We start from the raw sequence: 13409 nt of genomic DNA, 5'->3' as shown, positions 1-13409 counted from the left end.
GTGACCAATCCTTAGTCTGCCGAAAACCAACTAATCGGCCCGGCCAGCCAACGGTATCAGGGTATCCAGTATTACCGGCTGATCACTGCTGCCACGACGGCGGGCCAGGCGGGATGCCAGCCAGAATCCGGCACCACCACCGGCAAACGCACCGACAATGGTCGCGCCCTCGCTCAGTCCGGCGAGCCCCGTCAGCATCCCGGCCGTCAGCAGAAATAACAGAGGCAGCAGATAAATCAGCAGCGCACCGGTGATCAGACTATGTTCCGGAATACCGATACGCACCTGCTGACCGGGCTGCAATACCAGACCTGTCGCAATCACAAAACGATGATCCCGCCCCGGCAGCGCCTGGGATACCAGACCGGTACCGCAGGTACTGTTTTGCCGGCACTGACCGCAGGCCGATTTGCTGAAGCAGCTAACCTCCACTCCGTGCGGATGAACTGCCACCACAGTGGCAATTTCTTCGATCATGGAGTGCGTTCTTCCGGACTTTGTGGTGCCACCGACTCAGCAATACGACGAGCGGTATCGGCAGGCACATCGCCGACCACGGTGACTTCCACCCGGGCAGGATTAACCATGCTCACCAGATGTGTCGCGCCCTGACGAACCAGTTGCTGACGGGGTTCGTTCTGCTGCGACTCGGCCACGTAAACCGAAATATCCACCATCCCATTGGAAACCATCAGGTATTCCACCGGTTGCTCGGTCAGCGGCAGCCGGTGACGGTTTTGCACCCTCACCTGAAAACCCTCAGGCAGCCAGCCCGCCTGCCAGGAAGAGGAGACCGGCTGCTGCGACTGAGCGTCGGCCAGTGGCATGGGTGGAGGGAGCTTCACCCTCTGCAACTCTTTCAGCAAAGGTGCCGGCGCCTCATCAATCACCAAGGCGACCCCCATGCTCTGGGCCACCAGAGCGGCGTCTTCATCCAGAGTATCCAGACGCAATAACAGACCGGTTTGCTGATCCAGCCAAAGCACATAGCCATAGCAATTATCGGTTTTGGGCAACAACCGCACCAGATTGGCGGTACGACCCAGTACCCGGTTACGTCCGCTCACCACCGCTTCATACTGCGCCAGCAGTTGCTCCAGGGGCAGTTGCTGCACTCGGGTAAACAGGCCAGGAAGGCGGGAGTCCCTCAGGGTGTATCCCTCCGGGCCAAAATCAAAAAAGCTGGTTTCGGCGTCCCGCTGAACAAATTCCCGGGGACGGCCATTAAGGTGCAGCAGGTGGGTCAGCGCCTGCCCATCGAGGTGGCCCCGGGTCAGACGCTTGGGCTCGGGCGTGCCGATACCCGAATCAACCAAGGTCAGTTCGAAGTTGAGCTGCTGATAAGCCTGCTGCATGTTTTGCAGCAAGGCTTGCGGGTCGGCGTCGGTCGCTGCCCTGGCGGGTGCAACCACAACCATCAGCCACGCCAGTGTTACCCCTAATCTGCGTACCATCAAAAACCACTACCTCAGTGCTGACGCAGCCGTTGCTGCAGTTCATGATCCATCAGCAGAGCATTAATGCGCTGCTCCTGCTCCAGACGCTGCTGCTCGCTGCTGCGGGACGGTTTTTCAGACTGGTAATTCAGACTGACCGGTGCCGCACCGCCACTCATGGGCAAAGTGTGCAATACCGGAGACTGAGTGGCTTCCGGCTGGCTGTATTGCTGCACACCAAAAATGACCGCCGCCGATACCGATGCGGCAATAGCAAATTGCCCGGCATGACGAAACATGGGTTTAAGGCGGCCAAGACCAAATGCCGGGCGCACCACATTGCTGTCATTTTTCCGCTCCGGAGCAGAGCTACTGTCACGGGTAACCGTCAGTACCGGCTCCTTATCCAGTGCTGCTGCAATGCTGTCACTCAAATCAAAGGGTAACTGCGCTGGCAACTCGTTGCGCATGGCATCACCATAGAGGTGATATCGGCCAAAAGCATCAGCCAGTTCCCTGTTGCCGGCAACGTCTTCCAGCAACACCCTGTCCTGAATTTCCCCGTCTACCAGTGCCGATATTTGCTCTTTATTAGCCATAACACTTCCCCGTTAACTCCGAAGCAAGGGGGTGACCCGCTTGTCTATTGCTTCCCGCGCCCGAAAAATACGTGAGCGTACCGTGCCCACCGGACAGTCCATCACACTTGCTATATCTTCGTAGCTCATCCCTTCCAGTTCCCGCAATGTAATTGCCGTTTTCAGATCATCCGGCAGGCTGTCTATCGTCTCATATACCGCCCGGCGGATTTCTTCGGTCAACATAATACGTTCCGGCGATGCCAGCTCTTTCAGCGCGTCGCCGCCGCCATAATGCTCAGCATCATCCACATCCACATCGGCCCCCGGAGGACGTCGCCGCTGAGACACCAGATAATTCTTCGCAGTATTCACGGCAATGCGATACAACCAGGTAAAAAAAGCACTGTCACCACGAAATCCGGGCAATGCCCGATAAGCCTTGATGAAGGCTTCCTGAGTCACATCAGGTACGTCTCCGGGGTTGGACACGTAACGGGACACCAGGTTCGCTACCTTGTACTGATATTTTTTCACCAGCAGGTTATATGCATTTTTATCGCCCCGCTGAACCCGCTCGATCAATTGCTGATCAGTCAAATTTTCGCTCATACGAGCCGTGTAACCTCCGATTATTCCGGTGCCCGACCACCAACCCGTCACAAGCGTACCTTAATGGACTTCAATGCCGGGAAAAAGTTCTGAACTCATTTGGAAAAGCCAAATACGGCTGCGCACAAGGAGCTCATGGGATAACATGCAAGGACTCTCTCCATTTCGAGCCAATGATACTTTATGAAGGATCCCGTTGAATACCTCTGCGACGTACTCATCATTGGCAGCGGTGCCGCCGGCCTGTCACTGGCATTAAAACTGGCCAGTCATGCCCGGGTGCACGTGCTGTGTAAAGGACCGCTCGCCGAAGGGGCTACCCTGTATGCTCAGGGCGGCATCGCCGCCGTCTTTGATAAAACCGACAGCATTGAATCCCATGTTGCCGATACCCTGATTGCCGGCGCAGGCCTGTGCGACAAAGATGTTGTTGAACTGACTGCCCGCAATGCTCCCGATGCCATCAAGTGGCTGATCGGTCAGGGAGTCCCTTTTGATACCGAAGAGTCAGAGCAAGGCAAAACCGGTTATCACCTCACCCGGGAAGGTGGTCACAGCCACCGACGTATCTTTCATGCCGCCGACGCCACCGGCAGGGCTGTACAGACCACGTTAATTGAGCAGGTACAGCGTCATCCCAATATTCATGTACTGGAGCGGGTGAATGCGCTGGATCTGATCACCACGGCAAAAATGGGGCAACCCGGTAACCGGGTGCTGGGGGCCTATGTCTGGAACCGTAACAAGGAACGGGTAGAAACGGTACGCGCCAAGTTCGTGGCCATGGCCACCGGCGGTGCCTCAAAGGTGTATCAGTATACTTCCAACCCGGATGTCAGCTCCGGTGACGGCATTGCCATGGCATGGCGGGCAGGTTGCCGGGTTGCCAACATGGAGTTTAATCAGTTTCACCCCACCAGCCTGTTTCATCCCGACGACAGCAACTTTCTGCTGACCGAAGCGCTGCGCGGGGAAGGTGCTCACCTGCTGCGCCCGGATGGCAGCCGGTTTATGCCCGATTTTGACGAGCGCGGCGAGCTGGCCCCGCGGGACATTGTTGCCCGCGCCATCGACCATGAAATGAAGCGTCTGGGTGCCGACTGCATGTATCTCGATATCAGCCACCAGCCCGCCGACTTTATCATCAAACACTTTCCCACCATTTATGAGCGTTGTCTCAAGGTAGGCATAGACATCACCCGTCAGCCCATGCCGGTGGTGCCTGCCGCCCATTACACCTGTGGTGGGGTGGTCGTAGATCGCCGGGGTCGGACAGACATTGATGGCCTTTATGCAATTGGGGAAGTGTCTTATACCGGCCTTCACGGTGCCAACCGCATGGCATCCAACTCACTGCTGGAATGCATCGTATTTGCCCGGGCTGCCGGCGAGCATATGCTGGCGAACCTGGCGACCACCCCGGAGCCACCCATGCTGCCACTGTGGGATGAAAGCAAGGTCACCGATTCTGATGAAGAAGTGGTCATTCATCATAACTGGCATGAGCTCAGGCTGTTTATGTGGGACTATGTCGGCATCGTGCGTTCAAACAAGCGGCTGGCACGAGCCAAACGCCGCATTGAACTGTTGCAGCAGGAAATTCAGGAGTATTACGCCAACTTCCGCGTCAGCAACAATTTGCTGGAGTTGCGTAATCTGGCGCAAGTGGCAGAGCTTATCGTACTGTCGGCCATGGAGCGCAAAGAGTCCCGCGGACTGCATTACACGCTCGACTATCCCGACCAGCTCGAGCACCCGCAGCCCACGGTACTGACCCCGGCAAACTACAACGGGCATCAGCCTTCATAAAGCAGTTGCCGTGTCAGACGCCGGTACACCGCATCGGGCACGGCATCCTGAAATATCCACAGCGGCGGCCAGGGATCCCCCTTGAGCACCAGCAATAAAAAGCCGGGCCCTGCCCGGCTGTATGAAGACAGCTTGCCGCTGCGGCCATTCAGGCTGAGCACACCAGCATTAAACTCTCCCGCCAGCCGGTAATACCGGCTGCGCCGCCACATCAGCAACACCACCAGCAGCCAGCCGGGAGCGAACCAGAACAATCTGTCGGCACTCAGCAGCAGCGAGGCCGGTAACCACAAACTCAGCGCCAGCCCCAGTAAATACAGCCGGTGCAGTTGTGAAGGCTCAGCGTTGATTGCGAATCTGGTTGCGTTCAAGAATGTAGTTCACCATGGCCTGCAGGGCCTCATCCCCGGAGCGATCATGCCCCATGAACCAGGCAAACAGATCCGGATCATCGCATTCCAGCAGGCGGCGGAAGGTAGCCTGTTCTGGATCACTGAGCGCGTCATACTCGTGCTCCACAAAGGGGCCAAGGATCACGTCCAGCTCCAGCATGCCCCGTCGGCATGCCCAGATAAGGCGGGGTTTATCAGTGCTTGTGAGCATGTCGGCTTCCATCTAGCAAAACAAAGCTCATGGTATAAGGTCGAATGAGTACTGACAAATAACTTGGCCGTCTTTACCATGAGGGTCACACTTTAAGAATGAAACAGAGGGTATTCCCGTGTTGACCATCGCTTCCTCTCCAAAACTCTACCCGCTGACCGACAGAGCCGTGATAAGCCTGACCGGCGAAGAGCGGGTGAAGTACCTTCAGGGCCAGGTGACCTGCGATATTGCAGCACTGGCACCCGGCGACGCCGGCCCGGGCGGCCACTGCGACAGCAAGGGCAAGCTCTGGGCCTCGTTCTGGGTGGCCAACCTGGGCGAGCAATTGCTGCTGGTGCTGAACCAGTCACTGCTGGCACGCCAGCTGCCGGAGCTGAAAAAATTTGCGGTCTTCTCAAAAACCGATATTGAAGAAGTCAGCGACCGGTGGCAGGTATACGGTCTGGCCGGCGAAGGCCTCTCGCACTGGCTGAGCCATGAAGCCGGCGACAGCAACCTCTGGCAGGGCGGCATCATTATTCCGGTGGCAGCCGAGCATGCACTGCTGGTGCTGCCTGAGGGCGCTACTCTGCCTGACTTGCCGGCCGGCGATGAACAAGAGTGGCAAGGACTGATGATCCAGGCCGGGCTGCCCGATATGAGCGCAGAGCATCAGGGAGACTATATTCCGCAAATGCTCAACCTGCAGGCCATTGGCGGTATCAGCTTTAACAAGGGCTGCTATATGGGTCAGGAAACCGTGGCCCGGGCCAAATATCGCGGTGCCAATAAAAAGGCCATGTTTGTGGTTGAAGGTACCGTTACCGGTGACGTGACCGTCAATCAGGATCTGGAACTTCAGCTGGGTGAGAACTGGCGGCGGGCCGGCACCGTGCTGAACGTATACCAGCAAGACGATAAATGCGTGCTGACTTCGGTGCTGAACAAGGATCTGGACAGCAATACCGTGCTGAGGATCAAGGATCAGCCAGACAGCCGCCTGCAGCTGCTGCCCCTGCCCTACCGGCTGGAGGACTGAGCAGCCCCCACCGCCGCCGCCTTCAGCCAGGCGGCGGCTTTACCCAGCGGTCGCTGTTTATGCCATACCAGCTCCAAGGCGACCGGCCAGTCCTGATCATCAAACTCCAGTGCCGGCGACACCAGGCTGCCCCTGGACAGCGCCTCGGCCACCACATGCTCAGGTACAAAAGCCCAGCCCAGATTCCGTTCAACCAGCTCCACAATGACCCACTGACTTTCCACCCACCAGACATCGGCAGCCACCCGCAGGCGGACTTTTTCCTCGCTGTCATTGCGGGTCGCGACCATCAGCTGGCGATAACGCTTGAGCTCCTCCCAGCCAATCCGCTGCCCGGCCAGCGCATGGGACGGCGCACAAACCAGCTTTAACGGCACCCGTCCCAGGGCATGAAAGTTCAGTGCTGACGGTAATATTTCCTGCCGCCACATAATACCCAGATCGGCCCTTTCCTCCAGCACCAGGCGACTGACGTCCTCCATCAGGGGAAACAGCAGTTCCAGCTCTACCGAAGGAAAACGGCGGGCAAATTCGTCCATCAGCACCGCCAGTTGCTCGGAGGGATAAAGCTCATCCACCGCCAGTACCAGCCGGCTTTCCACCCCTTCTCCCAGGCTCTTGGCCACCCCGCGAAAATGCTCGCATCGTTCCAGAATAACCCGGGCTTCGGCCAGCAAGCGCTCCCCTTCCGGGGTAAGTTGCGGATAACGGCCACTACGCACAAACAGCGTATTGTCCAGATCAATTTCCAGATTGGCGACAGCCGTGCTGATCACCGACTGGGCCTTGTTCAGACGCCGCGCTGCCGCAGAAAAGGAGCCAGACTCCACGGTGGTGACAAAGGCTTGTAACTGCTCAAGGGAGAAACTCATCTATCTCCAAAACCGATACTTACTGACTTTTTAATAGAACAATACTAGATAGAATAGCGTTATTAGCAACGCATTTTCTGAAGGAGTTTTCATGCGTACAACCAAGGATCGCATTCGCCACACCATTGGCTTTGAGCTTTTGGGCTTGGTGATTTTCGCCCCGCTGGCCAGTCTGGTCTTTGGCTTTGAGCTCCAGCTGATGGGCGTCTTAGCCTTGGTGGGCTCAGTAATCGCCACAGTCTGGAACTATATTTACAACCTGCAGTTTGATCACGCGCTACTTAGATGGCAGGGAAGTGTACGAAAAAGCACGTTAATGCGGGTCTTTCATGCGTTGCTGTTTGAGGGCGGACTGCTGCTGCTGTTTTTGCCGATGATTGCCTGGTACCTCAGCATCAGCCTGTGGGAAGCATTCAAAATGGATATTGCGATGGCAGCCTTCTATCTGGTCTACGCCTTTTTCTACAACCTGGCCTACGACCGCATTTTTCCGGTGCCTCACCCGGCTCCTCAGACCGAATAAAAAAAACCGCCTTTCGGCGGTTTTTTTACATCTGATGTTACTTGCCGCGGACGGGCTCAGCCTCGGCATCGTCAATGCTGTCCGGGTTGCCTTCCATCTTGGCCACGATGGTGTTAACAGCAGTATCGCCCACCACGTTGGAAGCCGTACAGAACATGTCATTAATACGGTCTACCGCCATAACGATAGCCATGGCCTCCACCGGCAAGCCCATCTGGTGCAACAGTACACCGGCCATCACCACGGCACCACCAGGCACACCACCCACGCCTACCGACATCAGCAGCACGGTGATGCCTACGGTCAGCAGGTCACCGAAAGGTATCGGCGTGCCGGAGATATTGGCAGCAAAAAACGCAGCCAGAGTAATGTAAATGGCCGAGCCAGACATATTAATGGTGGCACCCAAGGGCACACCAAAACCGGCCACAGCGCGGGATACACCCAGCTTTTCGGTAAGAGTGCGCATAGTCACCGGAATGGTCGCATTGGAGCTGGCCGTGGACAGTGAGAACAACAGCTGCTCACGGGTAGCCTTGCGAAACACACCGGGCTTGATGCCGGTAGTAGCCCACACGGCAAGCGGATAAACCACCAGAATCCAGAACGCCAGCACCATCACCACCATGGCCACATAACCGGCCACCGACATCAGGGTGTTCGCTTCCAGTGTGGCTCCCAGACCAATCATCAGCGCAAACACACCGTAGGGAGCCAGGGTCATCACCAGACCAACCAGTTTCATCATGACTTCATTGGCCATCCGGAAAGCGCGGGCCGCCGGCGCAGCAGTAGCGCCCAGGCCCTGAATCGCCAGACCGGTCAGGATTGCCATAAAGATGATTTGCAGCATGTCGCCCGAAGCAAAGGCCTGCACCGGGTTGCTGGGCACAATATTCACCAGCATGGCACCCAGATCCGGCGTTTCGGTCGTCGTCAGCTCAACGGCACCACTGGCACCATGAGGCAAGGTCGCACCCAGACCGGGCTGGAAGATGACACCGACCAGAATGGCGGCAGCAATCGACAATATGGTGTTAATGATATACAGGCCAAAAGTACGGCTACCCAGACGGCCAAAGCTGGCAATGTCCCGCAGCTCGCAGATACCGGTCACAATGGAGATATACACCAGAGGAACCACCATCAACTTGATAAGCGAGACAAACATGCCGCCCAAACCTTCAGCCAGACTGACCAGACCATCATTAAGCAACGACACGTCTGCAAACAGGTACTGAATTGCACTGCCGATCAGCAGACCGACAAAGAGCCCGGTGAAGATCCGGGCGGAAAGAGAGCCTTTCATTTCTACATCCTCAGAAAAAGCCAAAGTATTTATCTGCTGTTTATTATTTTTGTAGATAGGTTAACCATTCGTTCCGTAAGCGACAGAATTTTACATTCAAAAAACAGCACGGCAACCACAATGATCCTCTCCCGGCACTCCTGCGTGACACAGATCACAAAGTAAATGTAAAAACATCAAAAAAATGTAATAGCTTCTCGTCGCTCCCCCTCACCGCCGGTTACAGGTTGACACCGGCAACCCCGCTGACTGTACTGGAATGAGTCCTCAAGCCTGACGTTCAGTGCTTAACTCCGCCACCATCACAGGGACAGATCATGGCTACACAAATCCCCAGCTTCTCCCGCGAGGAATATCAGCAACGCCTGACCAACGTCAGAGCGGCCATGTATGAACGGAATATTCAGACCCTGATCGTGCATGACCCGGCTAACATTGCCTGGCTCACCGGCTACGATGGCTGGTCTTTTTACACACCGCAGGCCGCCATTGTCAGCATGAGTGGCGAGCCCGTCTGGTACGGCCGTCAGATGGATGCAAACGGTGCCCGCCGCACCGTCTGGCTGCAGGAAGAAAATATTCTCTGGTATCCGGACTACTATGTGATGAACCCGCCGATGAACGCCATGGAGTATCTGGCCAATCAGTTCCTCAGGCCGTATGAGTGGGCCTGCGGGCGTATCGGTGTTGAGATGGACAGCGTTTATTTCACTCCCGCCGCCTGGCTGGCGCTGCAGGAAAACCTGCCCGAAGCCGAGCTGGTGGACGCCACCGCTCTGGTGAACTGGTGCCGGGCGGTAAAGTCCGATACGGAACTAAGATATATGCGCATTGCCGCCCGCATTGTGGAGCGTATGCATGCTGCCGCGCTGGAAATGATAGAGCCTGGCCTGCCCAAAAACCTGCTGGTAGCAGAAATTTACCGGGTGGCGATGGAAGGACATGATGGGCACTTTGGCGATTACCCTTCCATTGTGCCCATGCTGCCCTCCGGCCCGGATGCATCGGCCCCCCACCTGACCTGGGACAACAGGCCCTTTTGCCGGGATCAGGGAACCTTTCTGGAACTGGCCGGGTGCCACCGCCGTTATCACTGTGTACTGTCACGTACCATTTATCTGGGCCGCCCTACAGATAACTTTCTACGGGCCGAAGAAGCCCTGAATGCCGGTCTGGCAGCCGGAGTGGCGGCCGCTCAGCCCGGCAACCGCTGTGCCGATATCGCCGATGCGCTTAACGCCACGCTGGCCGAATACGGTTTTGATCGGGAAGGTGCCCGCTGCGGTTATCCCATCGGCATGAGCTATCCGCCCGACTGGGGAGAGCGCAGCATGAGTCTGCGTAATACCGATTACACCCTGTTGCAGCCCGGCATGACCTTCCATTTTATGCCTGGCCTGTGGCTGGAGGACTGGGGCATGGAAACCACCGAAAGCATCGTAATCACCGACCATGGCGGAGAAACCCTGTGCAACTATCCCCGCCAGCTGTTGGTAAAAAAGTGAACCAACGGAGGTATGCCTGCACGGATAACAGTCGGCCTGAACCGCAGAAATAAAAAGAGGCCTTCCGGCCTCTTTATCACAGAACTTGCCGGATGACCCTGCCGAACCGGCTGATGCCTTCCTCAATGGTGGCAGCGTCGGCGCCGGAGTAACTGAAACGCGCGGTATTAAGAATATCCGGCCGCACATAAAAAGGCTGACCCGGTACAAAAGCCACGTTTTCCTTAATGGCAAGATTAAACAGCTCCATGGCACTGATATGTTCTGGCAAACGCAGCCACAGGAACATGCCTCCCTCCGGACGAGTAAAGTCCAGTCCGGGGCAATGACGCAGCAGCGCCTGCTCCATGGCATTTTTCTGCTCGCCATACACAGTACGAATACGATCGATATGAGCGTCCAGGCTATTATCCTGCAGATAGCTGTACAGCACCTGCTGCACAAAGCCATTGGTGTGCAGATCCGAGGCTTGCTTGGCAATGGTGATCTTCTGGCGCAGCCAGTCAGGCACCAGCATCCAGCCCAGACGGAAAGAGGGCACAACCACCTTGGAGAAGGAGCCCAGCAGCACCACATTTTCCGGTGCCAGTTTGGCAATGGGCGGCAAATGCTCACCCTCAAAGCGCAGCTCACCGTAGGGGTTATCTTCCACCATCAGCATATTGTGGCGCACCAGCCGCTCGGCTACCGCCTTGCGCTTCTCCAGGCTGTAGCTGAGGCCTGACGGATTCTGAAAGTTGGTCACCCCGTACATAACCCGGGCGTGATTGGGCTCGGCCAGCAAAGCATCCAGTGCATTCAGATCCGGACCATCGTCGTTCAGGGGCACTCCCTGAAATTCGGGCTGATAGACCGACAGCGCCTGAATGGCTCCCAGATAGCCCGGCTCTTCAATGATCAGCTTGGCACCTTCATCTACCAGTACCTTGCCGAGCAGGTCCAGCGCCTGCTGCGAGCCGTTGGTGATCAGAATGTTATCCGGATTTACCGTCATGCCATGCTGAGTCTGGTAGCGGGCAGCAATGTATTCCCGCAAAGGGCCAAAGCCCTCGGTGGCGGCATATTGCAGCGCGCCATTCCCCTTGTTCTGCAGCACCTTGGCAGTAGCTACTTCCAGTGCTTCATTGGGGAAAAATTCCGGATTGGGCAGGCCGCCGGCAAAAGAGATAACTTCCGGGTTGACGGCAACTTTAAGTATTTCTCGAATAAAGGAAGGCTCTACCTTGGCAAAGCGCTTGGCAAAAAACGGCTGCATAGGGGTCTCTCTGAATTACTACATGTGGCGGGCGCCAACAAAACCTTTCTTTTGTATCAGAAATCGCCGCAATAACAAACCATAAACAAACAGATACATTGCACCCGGCATCGGCTTGTGGTCGAATTCGGCCATGCACAACAACATGACCACCTCTGTGAACAGCTTTTCTTTTTCTCAGCGCATTCTGGCCTGGCATGATGTACATGGTCGCAAAACCCTGCCCTGGCAGCTCAATAAAACGCCCTACCGGGTCTGGGTGTCGGAGATCATGCTGCAACAAACTCAGGTTGCCACCGTCATTCCCTACTACCAGCGTTTTATGGAACGTTTTCCCGATGTGGTTAGCCTGGCCAATGCCGACCAGGATGAGGTTCTGCACTTATGGACCGGTCTGGGTTACTACGCCCGGGCCCGTAACCTGCACAAGGCGGCACAGGTAATCCGCGATCATTACCACGGACATTTTCCCGAGCGCTTTGAAGAAGTGCTCGGTTTGCCCGGCATTGGTCGCTCCACCGCCGGTGCTGTGCTGTCGCTGTCTCTTGGCCAGCATCACGGCATTCTCGATGGCAATGTCAAACGGGTACTGACCCGCTGGCTCGGTCAGCAAGGCTGGCCGGGTAAAAAAGAAGTAGAAAATGCCCTCTGGGACAAAGTGGCCGAACTTACTCCCGGCAACGGAGTAAGCCAGTATAACCAGGCCATGATGGACATGGGCGCAACCATTTGCACCCGCAGCAAACCCGCCTGCGAGCGTTGCCCGGTCAATGACGACTGCACCGCACTGGCACTGGGCACACCCACTGCCTTTCCCGAATCCAAGCCAAAAAAAACCGTACAGCCGGAGAAGAAGGCCTGTTTTCTGCTGCTGCAAAGTGGTGACCAGCTGCTGCTGGTTCAGCGCCCGCCACAAGGGCTGTGGGGAGGTCTTTACTGCTTTCCCGAATTTACCGGCGAGGCTGAAATGCAGCGCTGGCTGACACGGCTTCCCGAGGCTGACAGCCCGGAGCCCCTGCCCGGATTTCGTCATACCTTCAGCCACTTTCACCTGGATATCAGCCCTTGGCGGGTGCAATTACCACGCATTCCCGCCGAGGTCATGGAGAATAACGAACGTCTTTGGTATAACTTGCACCAACCGGCACCGGTTGGCCTGGCAGCCGCCACCAAGAAGCTGCTCGCCTACCCGCAACTGCATAAGAGGACATCATGAGCCGCACCATTTTTTGCCAGCGTTTACAAAAGGAAGCCGAAGGTCTGGATTTTCAGATGTACCCGGGTGAACTCGGTAAACGCATTTACGACAACATTTGCAAGGAAGCCTGGTCTGAATGGCAGAAAAAGCAGACCATGCTGATTAACGAAAAAAAGCTGAACATGATGAATGCCGAGCATCGTCAGCTACTGGAAAAAGAAATGGTCGCCTACCTGTTTGAAGGTGCCGACGTCAATATTGAGGGTTACACCCCCCCTTCCGGCAATTAAATCGCCGCTTTGTACAAGCCTTGAGCTAACGCACACAGCCCCTGGAAAAAGCGGTTGACTTGCCGGGGGCAATCGATTTAAATGACGCCCCGTTGCCCAGATAGCTCAGTCGGTAGAGCAGGGGATTGAAAATCCCCGTGTCGGTGGTTCGATTCCGCCTCTGGGCACCATTTTTCGGTGCCTTTTCAAGTAAAAGCCCAGTTTGCCCAGATAGCTCAGTCGGTAGAGCAGGGGATTGAAAATCCCCGTGTCGGTGGTTCGATTCCGCCTCTGGGCACCATTTTTCGGTGCCTTTTCAAGTAAAAGCCCAGTTTGCCCAGATAGCTCAGTCGGTAGAGCAGGGGATTGAAAATCCCCGTGTCGGTGGTTCGATTCCGCCTCTGGGCACCATCTTAAAG

At 56.2% G+C, this 13409-nt stretch carries 15 protein-coding genes and 3 tRNA genes; 9 read left to right on the top strand and 9 right to left on the bottom strand.

Annotated elements, in window-relative coordinates:
* Window positions 1-30: 30 nt before the first annotated feature.
* The 4 genes from B6S09_RS08495 to rpoE are packed head-to-tail and all read right to left on the bottom strand — an operon-like array spanning window position 31 to window position 2626.
* Window positions 31-477 (bottom strand): SoxR reducing system RseC family protein, encoded by a 447-nt coding sequence (locus B6S09_RS08495; RefSeq protein WP_094278069.1) that lies wholly within the window; start codon window positions 475-477, stop codon window positions 31-33.
* Window positions 474-1418, bottom strand: a complete 945-nt coding sequence (locus B6S09_RS08490; RefSeq protein WP_228213815.1) for a MucB/RseB C-terminal domain-containing protein — start codon at window positions 1416-1418, stop codon at window positions 474-476. The genes B6S09_RS08495 and B6S09_RS08490 overlap by 4 nt, the downstream gene beginning before the upstream one ends.
* Window positions 1419-1468: 50 nt before the next feature.
* Window positions 1469-2035, bottom strand: coding sequence for a sigma-E factor negative regulatory protein (locus tag B6S09_RS08485; protein ID WP_094278067.1), 567 nt, complete (start codon window positions 2033-2035; stop codon window positions 1469-1471).
* Window positions 2036-2047: 12 nt separating this feature from the next.
* A complete protein-coding gene (gene rpoE, locus B6S09_RS08480) occupies window positions 2048-2626 on the bottom strand; it encodes an RNA polymerase sigma factor RpoE (RefSeq protein WP_094278066.1) in 579 nt (192 codons plus the stop codon).
* 183 nt (window positions 2627-2809) lie between these two features.
* Here rpoE and nadB point away from each other — a divergent pair, with 183 nt between their 5' ends.
* Window positions 2810-4435, top strand: coding sequence for an L-aspartate oxidase (gene nadB / locus B6S09_RS08475; RefSeq protein WP_094278065.1), 1626 nt, complete (start codon window positions 2810-2812; stop codon window positions 4433-4435).
* Here the strand turns inward: nadB and B6S09_RS08470 are convergent.
* Both B6S09_RS08470 and B6S09_RS08465 read right to left on the bottom strand, forming a co-directional pair.
* The gene (locus B6S09_RS08470; protein ID WP_094278064.1) at window positions 4423-4806 is read right to left on the bottom strand and encodes a protein YgfX; all 384 of its coding nucleotides are present in this window, start codon (window positions 4804-4806) and stop codon (window positions 4423-4425) included. The two genes, nadB and B6S09_RS08470, sit on opposite strands and share 13 nt — an antisense overlap.
* Window positions 4775-5038: an FAD assembly factor SdhE gene (locus B6S09_RS08465; RefSeq protein ID WP_094278178.1), complete on the bottom strand. Its 264-nt coding sequence runs from the start codon at window positions 5036-5038 to the stop codon at window positions 4775-4777. Before B6S09_RS08465 ends, B6S09_RS08470 begins: the two co-directional genes overlap by 32 nt.
* 112 nt (window positions 5039-5150) lie before the next feature.
* Here B6S09_RS08465 and ygfZ point away from each other — a divergent pair, with 112 nt between their 5' ends.
* A complete protein-coding gene (gene ygfZ / locus B6S09_RS08460) occupies window positions 5151-6059 on the top strand; it encodes a CAF17-like 4Fe-4S cluster assembly/insertion protein YgfZ (RefSeq protein ID WP_166670303.1) in 909 nt (302 codons plus the stop codon).
* Here the strand turns inward: ygfZ and B6S09_RS08455 are convergent.
* Window positions 6041-6931, bottom strand: coding sequence for a LysR family transcriptional regulator (locus B6S09_RS08455; protein WP_094278062.1), 891 nt, complete (start codon window positions 6929-6931; stop codon window positions 6041-6043). The genes ygfZ and B6S09_RS08455 overlap by 19 nt on opposite strands.
* 91 nt (window positions 6932-7022) lie before the next feature.
* Between B6S09_RS08455 and B6S09_RS08450 the strand changes: the two genes are divergently transcribed.
* On the top strand, window positions 7023-7454 hold the full coding sequence (locus B6S09_RS08450) for a PACE efflux transporter (RefSeq protein ID WP_094278061.1): 432 nt from the start codon (window positions 7023-7025) through the stop codon (window positions 7452-7454).
* A 37-nt stretch (window positions 7455-7491) separates the two neighbouring features.
* Here the strand turns inward: B6S09_RS08450 and B6S09_RS08445 are convergent, their stop codons facing one another.
* On the bottom strand, window positions 7492-8763 hold the full coding sequence (locus B6S09_RS08445; RefSeq protein WP_094278060.1) for a dicarboxylate/amino acid:cation symporter: 1272 nt from the start codon (window positions 8761-8763) through the stop codon (window positions 7492-7494).
* A gap of 317 nt (window positions 8764-9080) precedes the next feature.
* On the opposite strand from B6S09_RS08445, the gene B6S09_RS08440 reads away from it, so the two are divergent.
* Window positions 9081-10268: a M24 family metallopeptidase gene (locus tag B6S09_RS08440; RefSeq protein ID WP_094278059.1), complete on the top strand. Its 1188-nt coding sequence runs from the start codon at window positions 9081-9083 to the stop codon at window positions 10266-10268.
* Between the two features lie 76 nt (window positions 10269-10344).
* Here B6S09_RS08440 and B6S09_RS08435 read toward each other — a convergent pair whose 3' ends face one another.
* On the bottom strand, window positions 10345-11523 hold the full coding sequence (locus B6S09_RS08435; protein ID WP_094278058.1) for an aminotransferase-like domain-containing protein: 1179 nt from the start codon (window positions 11521-11523) through the stop codon (window positions 10345-10347).
* Between the two features lie 145 nt (window positions 11524-11668).
* On the opposite strand from B6S09_RS08435, the gene mutY reads away from it, so the two are divergent.
* From mutY to B6S09_RS08410, 5 genes are all read left to right on the top strand, one after another.
* Window positions 11669-12739: an A/G-specific adenine glycosylase gene (mutY, locus tag B6S09_RS08430; RefSeq protein ID WP_166670295.1), complete on the top strand. Its 1071-nt coding sequence runs from the start codon at window positions 11669-11671 to the stop codon at window positions 12737-12739.
* The gene (locus B6S09_RS08425; RefSeq protein ID WP_094278057.1) at window positions 12736-13011 is read left to right on the top strand and encodes an oxidative damage protection protein; all 276 of its coding nucleotides are present in this window, start codon (window positions 12736-12738) and stop codon (window positions 13009-13011) included. Before mutY ends, B6S09_RS08425 begins: the two co-directional genes overlap by 4 nt.
* A 94-nt stretch (window positions 13012-13105) precedes the next feature.
* Window positions 13106-13181 (top strand) — tRNA-Phe (locus B6S09_RS08420).
* 34 nt (window positions 13182-13215) lie between these two features.
* A tRNA-Phe gene (locus tag B6S09_RS08415) sits at window positions 13216-13291 on the top strand.
* A gap of 34 nt (window positions 13292-13325) precedes the next feature.
* A tRNA-Phe gene (locus B6S09_RS08410) sits at window positions 13326-13401 on the top strand.
* The last annotated feature ends 8 nt before the right edge of the window (window positions 13402-13409 follow it).

Source organism: Oceanimonas baumannii (assembly GCF_002245495.1).
Lineage (GTDB): Bacteria > Pseudomonadota > Gammaproteobacteria > Enterobacterales > Aeromonadaceae > Oceanimonas > Oceanimonas baumannii.
This window is presented reverse-complemented; position numbering and strand designations above follow the sequence as displayed.

What these genes read in the sequence shown, in the direction of transcription:
- B6S09_RS08495 (WP_094278069.1), bottom strand. Translation starts at nt 477, where the DNA reads ATGATCGAAGAAATTGCCACTGTGGTGGCAGTTCATCCGCACGGAGTG.
- B6S09_RS08490 (WP_228213815.1), bottom strand. Translation starts at nt 1,418, where the DNA reads ATGGTTGTGGTTGCACCCGCCAGGGCAGCGACCGACGCCGACCCGCAA.
- B6S09_RS08485 (WP_094278067.1), bottom strand. Translation starts at nt 2,035, where the DNA reads ATGGCTAATAAAGAGCAAATATCGGCACTGGTAGACGGGGAAATTCAG.
- rpoE (WP_094278066.1), bottom strand. Translation starts at nt 2,626, where the DNA reads ATGAGCGAAAATTTGACTGATCAGCAATTGATCGAGCGGGTTCAGCGG.
- nadB (WP_094278065.1), top strand. Translation starts at nt 2,810, where the DNA reads ATGAAGGATCCCGTTGAATACCTCTGCGACGTACTCATCATTGGCAGC.
- B6S09_RS08465 (WP_094278178.1), bottom strand. Translation starts at nt 5,038, where the DNA reads ATGCTCACAAGCACTGATAAACCCCGCCTTATCTGGGCATGCCGACGG.
- B6S09_RS08455 (WP_094278062.1), bottom strand. Translation starts at nt 6,931, where the DNA reads ATGAGTTTCTCCCTTGAGCAGTTACAAGCCTTTGTCACCACCGTGGAG.
- B6S09_RS08450 (WP_094278061.1), top strand. Translation starts at nt 7,023, where the DNA reads ATGCGTACAACCAAGGATCGCATTCGCCACACCATTGGCTTTGAGCTT.
- B6S09_RS08445 (WP_094278060.1), bottom strand. Translation starts at nt 8,763, where the DNA reads ATGAAAGGCTCTCTTTCCGCCCGGATCTTCACCGGGCTCTTTGTCGGT.
- B6S09_RS08440 (WP_094278059.1), top strand. Translation starts at nt 9,081, where the DNA reads ATGGCTACACAAATCCCCAGCTTCTCCCGCGAGGAATATCAGCAACGC.
- B6S09_RS08435 (WP_094278058.1), bottom strand. Translation starts at nt 11,523, where the DNA reads ATGCAGCCGTTTTTTGCCAAGCGCTTTGCCAAGGTAGAGCCTTCCTTT.
- mutY (WP_166670295.1), top strand. Translation starts at nt 11,669, where the DNA reads ATGACCACCTCTGTGAACAGCTTTTCTTTTTCTCAGCGCATTCTGGCC.
- B6S09_RS08425 (WP_094278057.1), top strand. Translation starts at nt 12,736, where the DNA reads ATGAGCCGCACCATTTTTTGCCAGCGTTTACAAAAGGAAGCCGAAGGT.